Origin of the sequence: Pseudomonas gebzensis, assembly GCF_034427815.1 — a bacterium.
In the GTDB taxonomy this organism is placed as follows: domain Bacteria; phylum Pseudomonadota; class Gammaproteobacteria; order Pseudomonadales; family Pseudomonadaceae; genus Aquipseudomonas.
This window is the reverse complement of record NZ_JAXQNS010000014.1, coordinates 121,063-136,837: the sequence shown is the minus strand read 5'-3', so window position 1 is coordinate 136,837 and position 15,775 is coordinate 121,063. Positions and strand designations below refer to the sequence as shown.

12 protein-coding genes are annotated in these 15,775 nt (G+C 64.9%); 7 read left to right on the top strand and 5 right to left on the bottom strand.

Annotated elements, in window-relative coordinates; genetic code table 11:
• Positions 1-38: 38 nt before the first annotated feature.
• From SJI00_RS22010 to SJI00_RS22000, 3 genes are read left to right on the top strand one after another with little or no spacing between them, the layout of a single operon-like run.
• Positions 39-824, top strand: coding sequence for an endonuclease/exonuclease/phosphatase family protein (locus SJI00_RS22010; protein WP_322463796.1), 786 nt, complete (start codon positions 39-41; stop codon positions 822-824).
• Complete coding sequence (gene clsB, locus SJI00_RS22005; RefSeq protein ID WP_322463795.1) at positions 821-2,023, top strand: cardiolipin synthase ClsB; 1,203 nt, start codon at positions 821-823, stop codon at positions 2,021-2,023. The genes SJI00_RS22010 and clsB overlap by 4 nt, the downstream gene beginning before the upstream one ends.
• Positions 2,023-2,970, top strand: a complete 948-nt coding sequence (locus SJI00_RS22000; protein ID WP_322463794.1) for a putative bifunctional lysylphosphatidylglycerol flippase/synthetase — start codon at positions 2,023-2,025, stop codon at positions 2,968-2,970. Before clsB ends, SJI00_RS22000 begins: the two co-directional genes overlap by 1 nt.
• 245 nt (positions 2,971-3,215) lie before the next feature.
• Here SJI00_RS22000 and SJI00_RS21995 read toward each other — a convergent pair whose 3' ends face one another.
• Entirely contained in the window at positions 3,216-3,908 is a 693-nt protein-coding gene (locus SJI00_RS21995; protein ID WP_322463793.1) for a tRNA (adenine(22)-N(1))-methyltransferase, read from the bottom strand.
• Between the two features lie 450 nt (positions 3,909-4,358).
• On the opposite strand from SJI00_RS21995, the gene SJI00_RS21990 reads away from it, so the two are divergent.
• The 3 genes from SJI00_RS21990 (at position 4,359) to SJI00_RS21980 (ending at position 9,514) form a co-directional block, all read left to right on the top strand.
• Positions 4,359-4,739, top strand: a complete 381-nt coding sequence (locus SJI00_RS21990) for a RidA family protein (protein ID WP_322463792.1) — start codon at positions 4,359-4,361, stop codon at positions 4,737-4,739.
• 243 nt (positions 4,740-4,982) lie between these two features.
• Positions 4,983-7,085, top strand: coding sequence for a TonB-dependent receptor family protein (locus SJI00_RS21985; RefSeq protein ID WP_322463791.1), 2,103 nt, complete (start codon positions 4,983-4,985; stop codon positions 7,083-7,085).
• 428 nt (positions 7,086-7,513) lie between these two features.
• Entirely contained in the window at positions 7,514-9,514 is a 2,001-nt protein-coding gene (locus tag SJI00_RS21980) for a peptidase U32 family protein (protein WP_322463790.1), read from the top strand.
• A gap of 260 nt (positions 9,515-9,774) precedes the next feature.
• On the opposite strand, the gene SJI00_RS21975 is transcribed toward SJI00_RS21980, so the two are convergent.
• The 3 genes from SJI00_RS21975 to SJI00_RS21965 form a co-directional block, all read right to left on the bottom strand.
• Positions 9,775-11,073, bottom strand: a complete 1,299-nt coding sequence (locus SJI00_RS21975) for an NTP/NDP exchange transporter (protein ID WP_322463789.1) — start codon at positions 11,071-11,073, stop codon at positions 9,775-9,777.
• A 4-nt stretch (positions 11,074-11,077) separates the two neighbouring features.
• The gene (locus SJI00_RS21970) at positions 11,078-11,989 is read right to left on the bottom strand and encodes an aldo/keto reductase (protein WP_322463788.1); all 912 of its coding nucleotides are present in this window, start codon (positions 11,987-11,989) and stop codon (positions 11,078-11,080) included.
• A 142-nt stretch (positions 11,990-12,131) separates the two neighbouring features.
• Positions 12,132-12,635, bottom strand: a complete 504-nt coding sequence (locus SJI00_RS21965) for a sterol desaturase family protein (protein WP_322463787.1) — start codon at positions 12,633-12,635, stop codon at positions 12,132-12,134.
• Positions 12,636-13,034: 399 nt separating this feature from the next.
• On the opposite strand from SJI00_RS21965, the gene SJI00_RS21960 reads away from it, so the two are divergent.
• Positions 13,035-13,748: an MgtC/SapB family protein gene (locus SJI00_RS21960; RefSeq protein WP_322463786.1), complete on the top strand. Its 714-nt coding sequence runs from the start codon at positions 13,035-13,037 to the stop codon at positions 13,746-13,748.
• Positions 13,749-14,017: 269 nt separating this feature from the next.
• On the opposite strand, the gene SJI00_RS21955 is transcribed toward SJI00_RS21960, so the two are convergent.
• Entirely contained in the window at positions 14,018-15,583 is a 1,566-nt protein-coding gene (locus SJI00_RS21955; RefSeq protein ID WP_322463785.1) for a sensor domain-containing diguanylate cyclase, read from the bottom strand.
• Positions 15,584-15,775 lie beyond the last annotated feature (192 nt).

Sequence of the window (15,775 nt, the reverse complement as noted above, 5' to 3'; positions counted from 1 at the left end):
CGACCTGTCCTGCCCCTGTGCAGCCCAGGAGCCGCGCCATGACCGCCAGCTCCGCGCAACCCAACCGGGCCCTCGCCACGGCCACCGCAGTGAACCGCCTGAACGTGCTGACCCTCAACGTGCACAAGGGCTTCACGCCCTTCAACCGGCGCTTCATCCTGCCCGAGCTGCGTGACGCCGCGCGGGCGACCGATGCCGATCTGGTGTTTCTCCAGGAGGTGCACGGCAGCCACCGCGAGCATGCCGAGCGCCACCCCACCTGGCCCGATGCCCCGCAATACGAATTCCTCGCCGACAGCATGTGGCCGCAGTTCGCCTATGGCCGCAATGCGGTGTATCCGCACGGCGACCATGGCAATGCGTTGTTGTCGAAATTCCCCATCGTGTCGTACGACAACCTTGACGTGTCGGTGCAAGGCAACGAGCAACGCGGCCTGCTGCATTGCCGTCTGGACGTGCCCGGGCATGACGAAGTGCACGCGGTATGTGTTCACCTGGGCCTGCGCGAAGCGCATCGCCAGCGCCAGGTCGAGTTGCTCCTGGAGCTGCTCGACAGCTTGCCGCCCAAGGCGCCGGTGATCATCGCCGGAGACTTCAACGATTGGCGCCTCAAGGCGGACGCGGTGCTCTCCGAGCGCCTGGTCGAGGCGTTCGGCGAGCGCTTCGGCACCCCGGCGCGCAGCTTCCCGGCCCGCCTGCCGTTGCTGCGCCTGGACCGTATCTACCTGCGCAACGCCATGCCCAGCGGTGCGCAGGTGTTGTCCAACTACCCGTGGTCGCACCTCTCCGACCATGCGCCCCTGGCCGCGCAGGTGAACCTGTGAAGCGCCCGTGGGCTGAAGGCAACCAGGTCGAGTTGCTGATCAACGGCGAGCAATACTATCCGCGCGTGTTCGAGGCCATCGCTCAGGCACGTGAAGAGGTGATGCTGGAAACCTTCATCATCTACGACGACAAGGTCGGCCAGCAGCTACGCCAGGTCCTCATCGAAGCCGCCCAGCGCGGTGTGCGCGTGGAGGTAGCTGTGGACGGTTACGGCACCGCCTCGCTGAGCGATGCCTTCGTGTCTTCCCTGACCGAGGCGGGCGTGGGCTTTCATGCCTTCGACCCGCAGCCGCGCCTGGCCGGTATGCGCACTAACCTGTTCCGCCGCCTGCACCGCAAGATCGTGGTGATCGACGGGGTACGCGCGTTCATCGGCGGCATCAACTACAGCGCCGACCACCTGGGCGACTTCGGACCGATGGCCAAGCAGGATTACGCGGTGCAAGTCACCGGCCCGGTGGTCACCCAGCTGCATGCCTCGAGCAAGCGCCTGATGAGCCAGGTGATGCGACCGCCCAGTGAAGTGCACCCGCAACTGGAGGCTACCGGCGCCATGACGGCCGTGCTGGCCGAGCGCGACAACGGCCGGCACACCACCGACATCGAAGCGTATTACCTGGAGGGCATTCGCATGGCCCGCCAGCGCATCGTCATTGCCAATGCCTATTTCTTCCCCGGTTACCGCCTGTTGCGCGAACTGCGCAATGCGGCTCGGCGCGGCGTCGAGGTGACCCTGATCCTCCAGGGGCAGCCCGACATGCGCTGGGTGCGGGCGCTGTCACGGCTGCTCTACAACTACCTGCTGCGCGACAACGTGCGCATTTTCGAATACTGCCAGCGGCCACTGCACGGCAAGGTCGCGCTGATCGATGAAGAGTGGTCGACCGTGGGTTCGAGCAACCTCGACCCGTTGAGTCTGGCGCTGAACCTGGAGGCCAACCTGCTGATCCGTGACCGCGGCTTCAACCAGCACCTGCACGACCACCTGATGGAGCTGGCGGGCCAGCACTGCAAGACCGTGACCCTGGAGCGCATGATCCGCGGCTACTGGTGGCGCGCGCCGCTGATCTTCCTGGGTTTCCACATGACCCGCTTCTTCCCCCGTGTCGCCGGCTGGTTGCCGGCCCACCGCCAGCGCCTCAAGCCCCTGCAACCTGACGCTGCCGCCCCCACTGACCTGCATGAAGGGCCTGCCTGATGCCAGCCAAGCAAACCTGGATGACCTGGGGCAAGCGCGTGCTGACCCTGCTGTTCATTATCCTGATCCCCGCCCTGCTCTACTCCCTGGCGCGCAACCTGGACTGGAACGAGGTGATGGCCTCACTCAAGGCCTACAAGCCCAGCACCCTGGCCATCGGCCTGGGCATCGCGGCGTGCAGCTATGCGGTATTTGCCAGCTACGACCTGCTGGCCCGCGCCTACACAGGGCACACCCTGCCCGCGCGGCAGGTGCTGCCGGTGGCGTTCGTCTGCTATGCGTTCAACCTCAACTTCACCACCTGGGTGGGCGGCGTGGCGTTGCGTTATCGGTTGTATGGCCGGTTGGGCCTGGACAACGCCACCATTACCCGCATCCTTACCCTCGGCCTGCTGACCAACTGGATGGGTTACATGCTGGTGGCCGGCAGCGTGTTTGCCTTGCGCCTGGTGAAGCTGCCCGACACCTGGGCGGTGGGTGAAACGGGCCTGCAATTGATCGGTCTGGCGATGCTGGCGGTGGCGCTGGGCTATCTGCTGGCCTGCGGGTTGTCCAAACGCCGGGAGTGGTCGGTGCGTGGGCACGAGATCACGTTGCCGTCGCTGCGTCTGGCGCTGTGCCAGGTGCTGGTGGGCGGCAGCAACTGGGCGCTGATGGCCGCATTGATCTGGTGGCTGATGCCGGGGGAGGTGTTCTACCCGTCGGTGTTCGGCGTGCTGATGATCAGCTGCGTAGCGGGTGTGGTGGCACACATCCCCGCTGGGCTGGGTGTGCTGGAAACGGTGTTTCTCGCGCTGCTGCAAGGCCAGGTCAACCAAGGCAGCCTGGTCGCGGCGCTGCTTGGTTATCGCACGTTGTACTACCTGATCCCGCTGGTGATTGCGGTGATGACCTATCTGGTCCTGGAGAAACGTGCCAAAGCCTTGCGCAAGCAGGCTGAAACCTGAGCAGCCCTAACCGCGTGCGCTGCGAGCGCGCTCTATCGGGCGGTAGGCGTCGCTTGAGTCAGGACAGCTTTGCCGCCCTTCGCGACTGGCCGGAGCGCCGGTCCGGTCGTTCAACACGACCGTGTGAGACCTGAAACTTACGGAGTTACGGCGAAGGGTTCTTCCATCAGATCGTAACCCCTGTTGAAGCGACCTCGTCACGAAGGCCGGCACAGGCACTGCTGATCGACGGTAGCGAAGCCAGTTCAGCCCAGCATCTCGGTGATCCAGCGCACCTGCTGCCCGATTTCCTCACGTTTGGACTCCGGTACGTCCTTGGCCTTGGGCCAGTGCGCCATGACCCGCTGCTTGCGTTGCAGGTTCAGTCGCCATTTGGCGAGAAACAGCGCGCTGCGCTCAGCCATCAGCAGCGGGCCGAAGTAGCATTGTTGCGGGGTGTAGCGCGACCCCTCGGCACGCCGGGCGACGATGACTTCATAGGTGAAGGCATTTTCTTCCAGCAGCTCTTCGTGAACGATCTGGTAGCCATGCTCGGCCAACCATCCGCGCGCCACCCACTCGCGCACGTTCGGCTGCAGCACCAGCAGCTCGTTGCCGGTCAGGTGCTGCTGACCCTCGATGAGGATGTCGCGGATGGTTTCCCCGCCCATGCCACACAGCGTCACCACGCTGATGGCATCGCTGCTCTTGAGCACGGTCAGGCCGCTGCCGTGGCGCACGTCGATCACCGCCTCCAGAGCGTTTTTACGCACTTTGCGCTGCGCCGAGTGGAAAGGCGTGAGGGCCACTTCACCGGCGACCGCGCAGTCGATGACGCCGCGCAGTGTCAACGCAATCGGCAGGTAACCATGGTCCGAGCCGATGTCGGCCAGGCGTGCGCCGTGTGGCACCTGGGCAGCAACGCGCTCCAGCCGCTGCGACAGTGTCTGTTCGTTCAACCCTTGGCCTCTTTGCTTGGCATGACTCGTGTGGGGGCGCGATTCTGACGGTCTGGCGCACGCATTTCAATGCGCGGCGCAGGCCTCGCCCCGAGCGCTGCAACCAGCCGCTGGGGATCACTGCTCGGCATCACACGGTTGTGGGCGCGACGCTGGCGTCTATTGTGCGTATCACAATGCGGCGACTTGACCGTCTCGACCGGTGTCATCCACGCCTTGGCCCGTTTGCCTGGCATCGCGCTTGGCCATGCTGTTGGCTATCGGGCATGCGTATCACAATGCCGCGACTTGACCGCCTCGACCGGTGTCGTTCACTCCCGGCGCGTGGGTGGGCATGAGGCCGGCTGTCTGGCGTGCAGATTACGAAGCACGACGGGATGCGAGCCTCGACCGCGGCAGGCTGCTCCAGTACGCTTGGCAGCTTTCCCTTCACGCCGGTAAGGATTTCCCATGGCCCAGCATGACATCACCTTCACCCCCGACAGCGACGCCGACTCGATCTCTTCCGATGTGGCGGAGTTCAACGGCCTGCTGGTGACCACACAGATCCCGACCCGCGCCGACGGCAGCCTGGAGCTGGGCGATATCACCAGCCAGTGCGAATGCACCCTCCAGGCCCTCAAGGATGCCCTCGAGCGCGCTGGCAGCAGCATGGATCGCGTGGTCCACCTGACCATCTACCTCACCGACATGGCCGATCGCGCCGCCTTCAACGCGGTGTATCAGCGCTTCTTCGCCACGCCCTGGCCGGTGCGTGCCGCCGTTGGCGTGGCGGCGCTGGCCTTCGACGGTATGCGCGTGGAAGTCACTGCCATGGCCGCCAAGGCCTGAAGCCACCCCGCCTGTAGCGCGCTGTGCTTGAACGATCTTGTAGAGATCAGGTAGCGCCACAACCAGCAAGGCGCCTGGATCGCCCGGTCGGGTCCAGGCGCCAGCGTGCTCGCGAAGCATTCCGGGCGACTGCGGTTATCCGTAACAGACACCTCGCCAGAGGTGCTCTGGCGAGCCCGCTCACACCGACAACGTAAACGCATGAAGCCGAATCGCCCCTTTTCATTGCAGGACACTTTTCGCATGACCCCTCCTTTTTCCTGGCGTCGCCCGCTCACCGCCTTGCTCCCCGGCCTTGGGCTGTGCGGCGTTGCCTGGGCGGATGCACCCGGAACCCTGACGTTGCTCGAACCGATCGTGGTGACCGGGACCTATGCGCCCAGCGCCAGTTTCAATCTGCCGTTCTCGGTCGATACGGTTGAGCGCGCGCAATTTGCCGATGGCCAGCTCGGCGTCAACCTTTCCGAGGCGCTCAATCGCGTACCGGGACTGGTGGTGCAGAACCGCCAGAACTACGCCCAGGACCTGCAGATTTCCTCACGCGGTTACGGCGCCCGTTCGGCCTTCGGTATACGCGGTCTGAAGTTGATCAGCGACGGCATTCCCGCCAGCACTCCGGACGGCCAGGGCCAGGCGGCCTCGCTCAATCTCGATGTGGCTGATCGCATCGAAGTGCTGCGTGGCCCGGCCTCGGCGATTTATGGCAGCAATGCCGGGGGCGTGATCCAGATGTTCTCCCGCGACGGCAGCGGTCCGCCCAAGGTGGGCGCGGCGACCACCGTTGGCAGCGACGGCTTCATCAAGAACCGGGTGTACAGCGAAGGCGGCAACGAGCAGGCCGGCTTCATCGTCGACGCCTCGCGCATGGACACCGACGGCTACCGTGACCACAGCGCCGCGCGCCGTGACCAGACCTTCGCCAAGCTGCACATCAACCCAGACGAGGACAGCCGTCTGGCCCTGATCGCCAGCACCCTGGAGCAGAACGGCACACAAGACCCGCTCGGGCAGACCTGGGAGGCATACCAGCATGACCCGCGCTCGGTGTCGTCGGTGGCCGAGGCCTACAACACGCGCAAGAGCATTCATCACCAGCAACTGGGCATGAACTACGAGCGCGCGTTTGGCGATGCCACCTTGCAGTTCAACCTGTATGGCGGGCAGCGCAGCGTGATTCAGTACCTGTCGATTCCCCGCGGTACGCCAGCCAACGAGCGCGGTGGCGGTGTGGTCGACTTCGACCGCGAATTCCATGGTGGCACCCTGCGCTGGATCCAGCCGATCACCAGCGCCCCTGGTGAGCTGAGCGTGACCACAGGCTTGGACTACGACCGTAGCCGCGATGATCGCCGTGGATTTCAAAACTTCAGCGGCACCACCCTGGGCGTGAAAGGCGAACTGCGGCGCAAGGAAACCGACACTGCGACCAGCCTCGACCCCTATGTCCAGGCGCACTGGACGCTGGAGCGCTGGACCCTCGACGCGGGCCTGCGGCGCAGCAGCATGCGCATGGAGGTCGATGACCGCTTCCTCAGCGATGGCGATTCCAGTGGCTCGAAGACGTATCAGCGCACCCTGCCCAGCGTGTCGCTGATGTACGCCTTTACCCCGGACCTGCAAGGCTATGTGAGCCTTGGCAAGGCAGTGGAAACCCCGACCCAGGCGGAAATGGCCTACGCACCCGGCGCGGCCGGGGCCTTCAACTTCGGCCTGGAACCGGCCACCAGCACACAGTATGAAGTGGGTCTGAAGGTGCGGCCCGATGCGCACACACGGGTGAACGTGGCGGTGTTCGAGATCCGTACCCAGGACGAGATCGTGGTCGATGCGTCGAGCAACGGGCGCACCAGCTACCACAACGCCGGCAAGACCCTGCGCCGCGGGTTCGAACTGAGCGCGCAGCGCGAGTTGAGCGAGCAGTGGCAGGCCAACCTTGCCTACACCTTCCTCGACGCCACCTACGACCAGGCCTTCGAGCAGAGCGGCACGGTCATCGATAAAGGCAACCAACTGCCAGGCGTACCGCGCAGCAACCTGTTCGCCGAGCTGGTCTGGAAACCGCGCGAGGGCATCAGCATGGGCCTGGAGGGCCAGGTGCGCAGCAAAGTCTATGTGGAGGACAGCAACCAGTCCCACGTTGCGCCGGGCTACACGGTGTTCAACTGGCGAACACGCTTCGAGCAGCATGCCGGGCCGTGGACGTTCAACCAGATGGTACGCTTGGATAATCTGCTGGACCGGCAATATGTAGGCTCGGTGATTGTCGGGGACCGTAACGGCCGTTTCTATGAAGCTGCGCCGGGGCGGGCCTGGTACGCGGGCGCCGGGTTGGAGTATCAGTTCTAGCGGTTGGGGTTTTCCAGCCGAACGAGTGGGCCCGGGACGGCGACCCGTTGGCTGCGCAAGTTGCCCAGCCAGTGTTCTGTTGATTTGGAGTCCCGGCCATTGGCGCGGCTGCGCCGCCCATCGCGGCAATAGCCGCTCCACAGGACCGGCCGCGCCTACGGGGACGGTGTGGGATTGAGCTGCTCCGCGCGGGACGTGGCTTGGGCGAAGGGCGTGTGTCACAAGGGGCGCGCAATGCGTGCTACACACGACCGCACAGACAACGCCCGCTCACCTACTCCACAAGCCGATCCGTCCCCCTGCAGTTGATCTGCGCGAACGGCTTCAGCCGCGAGTAACCTGCAGCTGGGCAGCCCGAGGGTGCTGCCCAGGCAATTCGCCGTTACAATCCCCCGCCTCGACCGTGACCAGCCCAAACCTATAACGATATGTCTCTACCCAAGCACCACCTCGAACTGCTCAGCCCCGCCCGTGATGTGGCCATCGCGCGTGAAGCGATCCTGCATGGCGCCGACGCCATCTACATCGGTGGCCCAAGCTTCGGCGCGCGGCACAACGCCTGCAACGAGGTCAAGGACATCGCAGAGCTGGTGACGTTTGCCCGTCGCTACCACGCGCGCATCTTCACCACGATCAACACCATTCTCCATGACAACGAGCTGGAACCGGCCCGTGCGTTGATCCATCAGCTCTACGACGCCGGCGTCGATGCCTTGATCGTGCAGGACCTGGGGGTCATGGAGCTCGACATCCCGCCCATCGAGCTGCACGCCAGCACGCAAACCGACATCCGTACGCTGGAACGTGCCCGCTTCCTCGACCAGGCCGGGTTCTCCCAACTGGTGCTGGCCCGGGAACTGAACCTGCAGGAGATCCGCAAGATCGCCAGCGAGACCGATGCTGCCATTGAGTTCTTCATCCATGGCGCGTTGTGCGTGGCGTTTTCCGGCCAATGCAACATTTCCCACGCGCAGACCGGGCGCAGCGCCAACCGTGGCGACTGCTCGCAAGCTTGCCGCCTGCCGTACACCCTCAAGGACGACCAGGGCCGCGTGGTCGCGTTCGAGAAGCACCTGCTGTCGATGAAGGACAACAACCAGACCGCCAACCTGCGCGACCTGGTCGATGCCGGCGTGCGCTCGTTCAAGATCGAGGGTCGCTACAAGGACATGGGTTATGTGAAGAACATCACCGCCCACTACCGCCGCGAGCTGGACGCCATTCTCGAAGACCGCCCCGCTCTGGCGCGCGCCTCCAGTGGCCGCACCGAGCACTTCTTCCTGCCTGACCCGGACAAGACCTTCCACCGCGGCAGCACCGATTATTTCGTCAGCGACCGCAAGATCGACATCGGCGCATTCGACTCCCCGACCTTTACCGGCCTGCCGGTGGGCGTGGTCGAGAAGGTCGGCAAACGCGACCTGCAGGTGGTCACCGACGTGCCGCTGTCCAACGGCGACGGTCTCAACGTGCTGGTCAAGCGCGAAGTCATCGGCTTTCGTGCCAACATCGCCGAGCTGCGTTCTACCTCCGAGGAAGATGGCCAGCCCCGTTACCGCTACCGCGTCGAGCCGAACGAGATGCCGGCCGGGCTCCAGCAATTGCGCCCGAACCACCCGCTGTCACGCAACCTCGATCACAACTGGCAGCAAGCGCTACAGCGCACCTCGGCCGAACGCCGCGTGGGCGTGCGCTGGGAAGCGCAACTGCGCGCCTCGCACCTGCTGCTCACGGCGGTCAGCGAAGAAGGCGTGAGCGTGCAAGCGCGCCTGGACGGCCCCTTCGGGCCGGCCAACAAGCCACAGCAGGCGCTGGACCAGCTGCACGACCTGCTCGGTCAGCTGGGCACCACGCAGTACCACGCCACGGCCATCGAGCTGGACGCACCTGAGGCGTTCTTCATTCCCAACTCGCAGCTCAAGGCCCTGCGCCGTGAGGCGGTCGAGGCGTTGACCGAGGCGCGTGTACTGGCCCATCCGCGCGGCGCACGCAAGGCCGAGACCACGCCACCGCCGGTCTACCCCGAGGCGCACCTGTCGTTCCTGGCCAACGTCTACAACCAGAAGGCGCGGGACTTCTATCACCGCCACGGCGTGCAGCTGATCGACGCCGCCTACGAGGCGCACGAGGAGCACGGTGAAGTGCCGGTGATGATCACCAAGCATTGCCTGCGTTTCTCCTTCAACCTGTGCCCCAAGCAGGCCAAGGGCGTGACTGGCGTTCGCACCAAGGTGGCGCCGATGCAGTTGGTGCAAGGTGACGAAGTGCTGACCCTGAAGTTCGACTGCAAACCGTGCGAAATGCACGTGATCGGCAAAATGAAGCACCACATCATCGACCTGCCGACCCCGGGCAGTGCGGTGGCGCAGGTGGTCGGGCACATCAGCCCGGAGGACTTGCTCAAGACCATTCACCGCGCGCCGCATTGAGCAGCGTCCGCCTGGCGCAGGTTCACCCCCTGCGCTTGGCGGGTCTTGCCACAGGTTTCACCTGGTCGGGCCATGGATCGAACGCGCCCAGACCACCCCGTCATGTCGTTCACCCAAGCAGCGGGGGGCGTTCTGCGCTGCATCGTGGGGATCGCTGCAAAGCGTGTGGGCTTCAACCGCCATGGGCCGCAGCACAGTCCCCAATGATGTCAATTGGGCTTGATTGAACAACGCTGTGCAGCACACCGGTCCGTGCCCGCTCAGGGGTCGAGACCGATGCTGGGCCTGGCCTCTTCCAGTGCCGCCTGACGCCGCCCCAGCCAGCGCCCACTCACACCCCAGCCCACTGCCAGCAGCGCGCCAATCAGCATGGCGGCTTGCGGGTGGTCGCCCAGCAGGTCCAATGCCCGTTTCAGCCAGCCGCTCAGGGCATCGCCACCGCGATAAACCACGGTGTCGATGAAGTTCTTGGCCTTGTATTTGTCTTCGGCGGGCAGCACGGTGAAGAGCATTTCCCGCCCAGGCCGCACCAGCGCGTATTCGCCGGCGCGGCGCACTACCATCACCAGCACGAACAGCGTGAACGTCGGGACCAATGCAAGCGCCACGAAGCCGACCGCCATCAGCAGCGGCACCCCCATCAACAGCACCCCGACACCCAGGCGCTTGGCCAGCCGACCGGTGAAGAACACTTGGGTGAGGATGGCCAGGCTCTGCACGGCGATGTCGATCATGCCGAACACCTGGGTTTGCCGGGTGCGATCGCCGAACGTCTCGCTGACGATGCGCGCCTGCTCGAAATACAGAAACGTACTGACGCTGGCCAGTAACACCACGAACAGCGCGATGCCCAGCAGGTAGCGCGAACGCAGCACGGCGGTGGCACCGGCCCAGGGGTTGCCGCCCAACGGCTTGCTGGGAGGCGGTGCGCTGTCCGCGGGCAATGGCTGATGCGCGCGCCAGCTTTGCAGGTAACGCGCCGCCGCCATGCTGCCGAGCAAAAACAGCGCCGCCAGCACCACCAGCCCGGCATGGCCAAGCGGCGCCACCAGCAACGTGCCGAGGATGGGGCCACTAAGCCCGCCCAGGCTGGCGCCGGCGGCGAGCAGGCCGAACAGGCGCTTGCCTTGTTCGCTGGAAAACAGGTCCGCCAGCACGCTCCAGGCCAGGGAAATCGCCAGCAGGTTGAACACCGACAGCCAGATGTAAAAAGCCCGGGCTTGCCACAGGCCATCCGGGTCGCGGGCCAGCAACCAGGCGAACAGCAGCAGGTGGCTGGCGAACACGCCATAGGTCCAAGGCAAGATGCGTTGGCGGCGTACCTTCGAGGCCAGCCAGCCGAACAATGGCAGGCAAACCAAGGTGGCGAGGAAAGTGCCAGTGAACAGCCATTGCAAGTTGTCGACGCCTCCGGCCACGCCCATGGTTTCGCGCACTGGGCGCAACATGAAGTAGCCGCAGAACAGCAGGTAGAACAGGGTCAGGCCGGCGATCACCGCCGGGCCTTCGCCGGGCGTGATGTTCAGCCAGCGGTGCAGGCGTTGCCGTAGTTCTGGCATGGGCTCAGGCAAACTGCTGGACCAGCATGCGGCGCTGGGCCTCATCGAGCAACGGCCCCTGGCCGGCCTTGAGTTGGTCGAGCTGGCGATCCGGTCGACCCGTGGCGGGAATCACCGCGGTCACCGCCGGATGGCTGATGGCGAACTTCAAAAACAGCTGCGCCCAGCTATCGATGCCCATCTGCACGGCCCACGCGGGCAATGGCCAAGCCTTGACCTTGGCGAACAGGCGACCGTCATCGAAAGCGCGGTTGATCAGCACCGCCACGCCTTTTTCCTGGCACAGCGGCAGCAGTGTCTCGGCCGCCTGCGGGGCGTTGACGGCGTAATTGATCTGCACGAAGTCCAGAGGCTGCCGGCGGACGATCTCGGCCACCTCGGCATGGCCGCTGTTGAGGTAATGGGTGATGCCGACATAGCGCGTCTTGCCTTGGGCCTTGAGTTCGCGGGCGTAGGCCAGCTGGCGTTGCCAGTCGCGCAGGTTGTGAATCTGTAGCAGCTCGACCTTGTCGGTACGCAGGCTCTCCAGCGTGCCGGCCCACTGCCGCTCGGCGGCCTCACGGCTGTCGGCGGCGATCTTGGTCGCCAAAAAGCACTGCGTGCGCCAGCCGCCCTCTTCCAGCAGTTGGCCGAGTACGGCGTCGGCGCCGCCGTAGTTGGGAGAGGTGTCGATCACCCGACCGCCACCGGCGAAGAAGGTGGCAAGCGCGCGCTGCAGTTGCTGATACGCCGCTGAGCCGGGCTCGACCTCGAAACTGCCCGAGGTGCCAGCGCCGATGACCGGCAGCGTTTCCCCACTGGCGGGGATGGTGCGGCTGAGCAGCGCACTGCTGGAGGATGCCGCGCTCAGCCAGGGGCTGCTGGCGAGCAGGCCGAGGGCAGCGCTGGCGCGCAGGATATCGCGGCGTCCGTACATGGAATGTCTCCAATGACAAGGCGGAAACTTCCAAGGCTAGCTGTCGAAATGGCGATGCTAGTGTGCATCTGTATCTGAATGTCTCGCAGCGTGAACGAGTACGCTCGGAATATCATGCTGTCGAGCGATGCGCCTGCTGCCCTTATGCCTCCCCACGCGGGCCGGATGCGGTTCGCGCCTGGCCAGACACCGCCCGCCGCTGCCGAAGCTGCCGTTTCAGCACCTCAAGTGGCGGCGCATAGAAAAAGCCGAACGACACGCTGGTCCGCCCCTTCAGCGCATGGTGCAGGCGATGCGCGCGGTGCAGGCGTTTGAGGTAGCGGTTCAGCGGCCGCGGCGCTCGCGGCCAATGCCGGTGAAACAGGCCGTCGTGCAGCACCACGTAGAGCACACCGTACCCCGCCACTCCGCCGCCTACCCACTGCAGCGGCGCATGCCCGGCTTTGCCCAGCGCCACCAACCCGGCGGCGATCAGCGCCAAAGCCAGCAGGTAGACATCGTTGAGCTCGAGCATGCCCAGGTGCGGTTCATGGTGCGAGCGGTGCAGCCACCAGCCCCAGCCGTGCATGACGTACTGGTGGGCCAGGGTGCCGACACCCTCCATGGCCAGCAGAGTGCCGAACAGAACGGCGAGGTTGTACAGCATGTGACGGTCCGCGGAAAAGCGAGGGGCGCAAAGATTAACACCGCAGCGGCTGGCGCCGCCAACGCGCTCGTCGTGTAGGAACTTTCTGTATTTGTTCAAGGGCGCAAACCCGGCGTTGACCCCCTCAACGTGCACCCGTAAGGTCCGCCTCGCACATTTGCATCCCCACACAGGAGTCCTGCATTGGACAGTAGCCCCAGTCGTTTGCGGCAGGCCCACAGGGCGCGCTAGTCCGGCAGTACTGCTGCCAGGGTCGGCGTCCTGCGACCTTGGTCTCCCTGGCCTTCAGGCCCTGGTTTCCCTTTCGTGCCCTTCGGGCCCTGCGCATCTCTGGCTTCAATCCCCTTGCCGCGCCATCTGCGGCGATACCGCGGGCAATGGCCCGCTCAGAGGTTTGCTATGGAATGGAATGTCTTCCTGCTGCGCGTGGCCACCGCGCTGTTTCTCGGCGCGCTGATCGGCGCAGAGCGTCAACTGCGTCAACGCCTCACGGGCCTGCGCACCAACGCGCTGGTCAGCACCGGCGCCTGTCTGTTCGTATTGATGACCCAGGCCGTACCGGGCATGGAGGCGGCTGACGCCTCACGCGTTGCGGCCTATGTCGTGTCGGGCATCGGTTTTCTCGGCGGCGGCGTGATCATGCGCGACGGTCTCAACGTCCGTGGCCTGAACACCGCCGCCACCCTGTGGTGCACGGCGGCCGTCGGTGTGCTGTGCAGCCTGGGTCTGTTGCTGGAAGCCGCGCTGGGCAGCCTGGTGGTGCTGTGCGCCAACATTCTGTTGCGTGAAGTGGCGCAGCGCCTCGATCGTCAGGACGTGGTTCAGGCCAGCGAGGTCGAGCAGCAGTTCGAGGTGCGGGTGATTTGCCGCGCCGAAGATGAAATCCAGGTGCGCAGCCTGATGCTGCACAGCCTCAGCGACCCTGAACTGCGCTTGCAGTCGCTGCACAGCGAAGACCTGCTGACCAGTGAACGTCTGGAAGTGCGTGCGCAACTGCTGGGTGGGGCCCAGGCGCCGCTGCAACTGGAGCGCATGGTCAGCCGGGTCAGCCTGGAAAAAGGCGTTACGTCGGTACGCTGGCAAGTGCTGACCCAGGTGCCGCCAGCCGACTGAGGTGCCTGGTCATGGGCTCGGGCCAGAGGCTGATCAGCCCGATCACTTGCTCAGAGCACGCCTGGAAAAACGGCGCGTTTACGAGGGAGCGCGCCGTTTCGCAGAGTTGAGTGGCGGCAAGCACCAGGCCTAAACCCATAGACACTGCACGCTTGGCTCGAATAACGCCGCGACGCGTGACAGCCCCTGAATGGCCACAGACCTACCCGCAAAAAAAACGCGCCCAGCGCAAGGCAAGCGCTGCCTTTCGCTGCTGACCCTCCGCAGGCTCAAGCCTCCCCTTCAGCAACCTCCAGCGTCAGGCAAGACCGATCCCGCCCCTGCGCCTTGGCTTGATATAACGCTGCATCCGCCGCCGCCATCAGCGTCGCGGCGGTGAGCGACAGGTGCGCCGGCTGCCCGACTGCGATCCCTGCACTGATCGAGACAATGCCCAGTGGGCTGGCGCCGTGCTCGATGGCGAGCCGGCGCAGGGTGTGCAGAATTTCCTGCACCAACGTCGAGGCCCCTTCCGCCGTGGTATCGGGCAGTAGCAGGGTGAACTCTTCGCCGCCATAACGCACCGCCAGGTCACCCGGACGCTTGATGGCGGCCTGCAGCACTTCGCCCACCCGTTGCAGGCACTGGTCACCGGCCGGGTGACCATAGCGGTCGTTGTAGCGTTTGAAATAGTCGAGGTCCAGCATCACCACCGCCACCGGGTAATCCTGACGTCGCGCCCGGCCCAGCTCCGATTCCATGACCTTGTCCAGCCGGCGGCGATTGCCCAGGCCTGTCAGGCTGTCGGTGAGCGCCAGTGCCCTGAGCGTCTGGTGCGCCTGCAACAGCGCGCGTTCGATGGCGATGCGCTCGCGCAGCTGACGCAGCACGATCCAAGCGAACGCCGAGAGGCCGATCAGCAGCAACAGCAGCACCAGCACGCTCTTGATCATGTCGTGGCGCCACGGCTCGATGACCGAGTCGCGTGACAGCCCGGCCTCGGCCACCAACGGATACGTGGACAGCGCTCTGTAGCCATAGATGCGCTGGGTACCGTCCACCACGGCCTTGGCCTCGGCCACGCCCTGGTCGGCATAGGGCAGGTGGTTGAGGAAAATGTCGCTCTGCGCCAGGCTGCGGCCTAGCACCTTTTCGCTGAACGGCCGGCGAACCAGAATCGTGCCATCGCGTTTGGCCAGCACCAGGGCGCCGCGCTGGTCGATCTTGAAGTCGCCGTAATAGCGGACGAACCAATCGACCTTGATCGTGCCCAGCAATACCCCGGCAAAACTGCCGTCGGGATAGTCGAGGCGGCGCGAGATGGGAATGATCAAGTCGTTGGTGGAGCGGCTCTTGATCACCGAGCCGATGTGTACTTCGCGCGAGGGATGGGTGCGGTGGAAGACGAAATAGTCGCGGTCGGCGTTGTTGGCGTTGGGCGGCACCGACGTCTTGTCGGTCACCAGCCAGTAGCCTTGGGCGTCATAGATGAACAACCCATGCAGCTGCGGCATGATTTCAGCCTGCTGGTGCAGCAAGCGGTGCAGGCGCTTGCGGTCAAGATGGGCCAGGCCATCGCCCTCGACCCGCTCGGCCAGCGCTGCAGTAATGGCATCGACCTGGCGGATGGCGTCATCGGCGTGTTGCGCGGTGGCGCGCGCCAGGTTGCTGACAGCGTCTTGGGCATTGAGCAAGGCATGGCGGTAGTCGCGCCAGATGCGCCAGCCCTCGACCGTAACGAACGTCAGCATCACCACGACCATGAAACTGGCGACCAGGCGGAACAGCGGCACCGCGCGCGCATCGCCCGTCGCGCTGAGTAGCCCTTCATCGTCCTGTTGTTTGCCTGAACGCATTGCAATCCCTGTTCCTAGAGCCTTTTCCGGCCCTGACTATAGCGCTGGCAGCGCGCCAGCGCAGCGGCTGTGATGCATGGGAACCGCGGTTCATTGGCACGGTTCCTTCCGAAGTCGGCAGCGCGCCGGCAGAAAAAAATCAAACGTTTGCATTTATAGAGGCTCAACCGCAGTGCACATGGCGGCCATCGC